The following is a 242-nucleotide window of genomic DNA, read 5'->3' as shown; positions in this document are numbered from 1 at the left end:
GGCCGCTCTGACCCCGCCCCCTGGATGCTCACTTCCCTAGCCCCGCTTGTTGTCGCGCTGACCGTTCTTGCGACCGCCGTCATGGCCGCCTCCGCCGCGATCCAGGCGGTCCGGCAGGGGTTCGACCCGTTCGGTGCGGTGGTGCTGGCGGTGGTCACGGCCGTGGGCGGGGGCACCTTGCGTGACATCCTGATCGGCCGGTTCCCGGTCTTCTGGATCGAGGATCTGACATACATCGCGAC

At 69.0% G+C, this 242-nt stretch carries 1 protein-coding gene; it reads left to right on the top strand.

Going from position 1 to position 242, the window contains the following annotated elements:
* Positions 1-24 precede the first annotated feature (24 nt).
* Positions 25-242 (top strand): TRIC cation channel family protein (locus tag E0702_RS20105; RefSeq protein WP_205742125.1); only part of this gene is annotated, 218 nt, incomplete at its 3' end.

The organism is Halomonas marinisediminis, from assembly GCF_004347715.1.
Classification (GTDB): domain Bacteria; phylum Pseudomonadota; class Gammaproteobacteria; order Pseudomonadales; family Halomonadaceae; genus Halomonas; species Halomonas icarae.
This window is presented reverse-complemented; position numbering and strand designations above follow the sequence as displayed.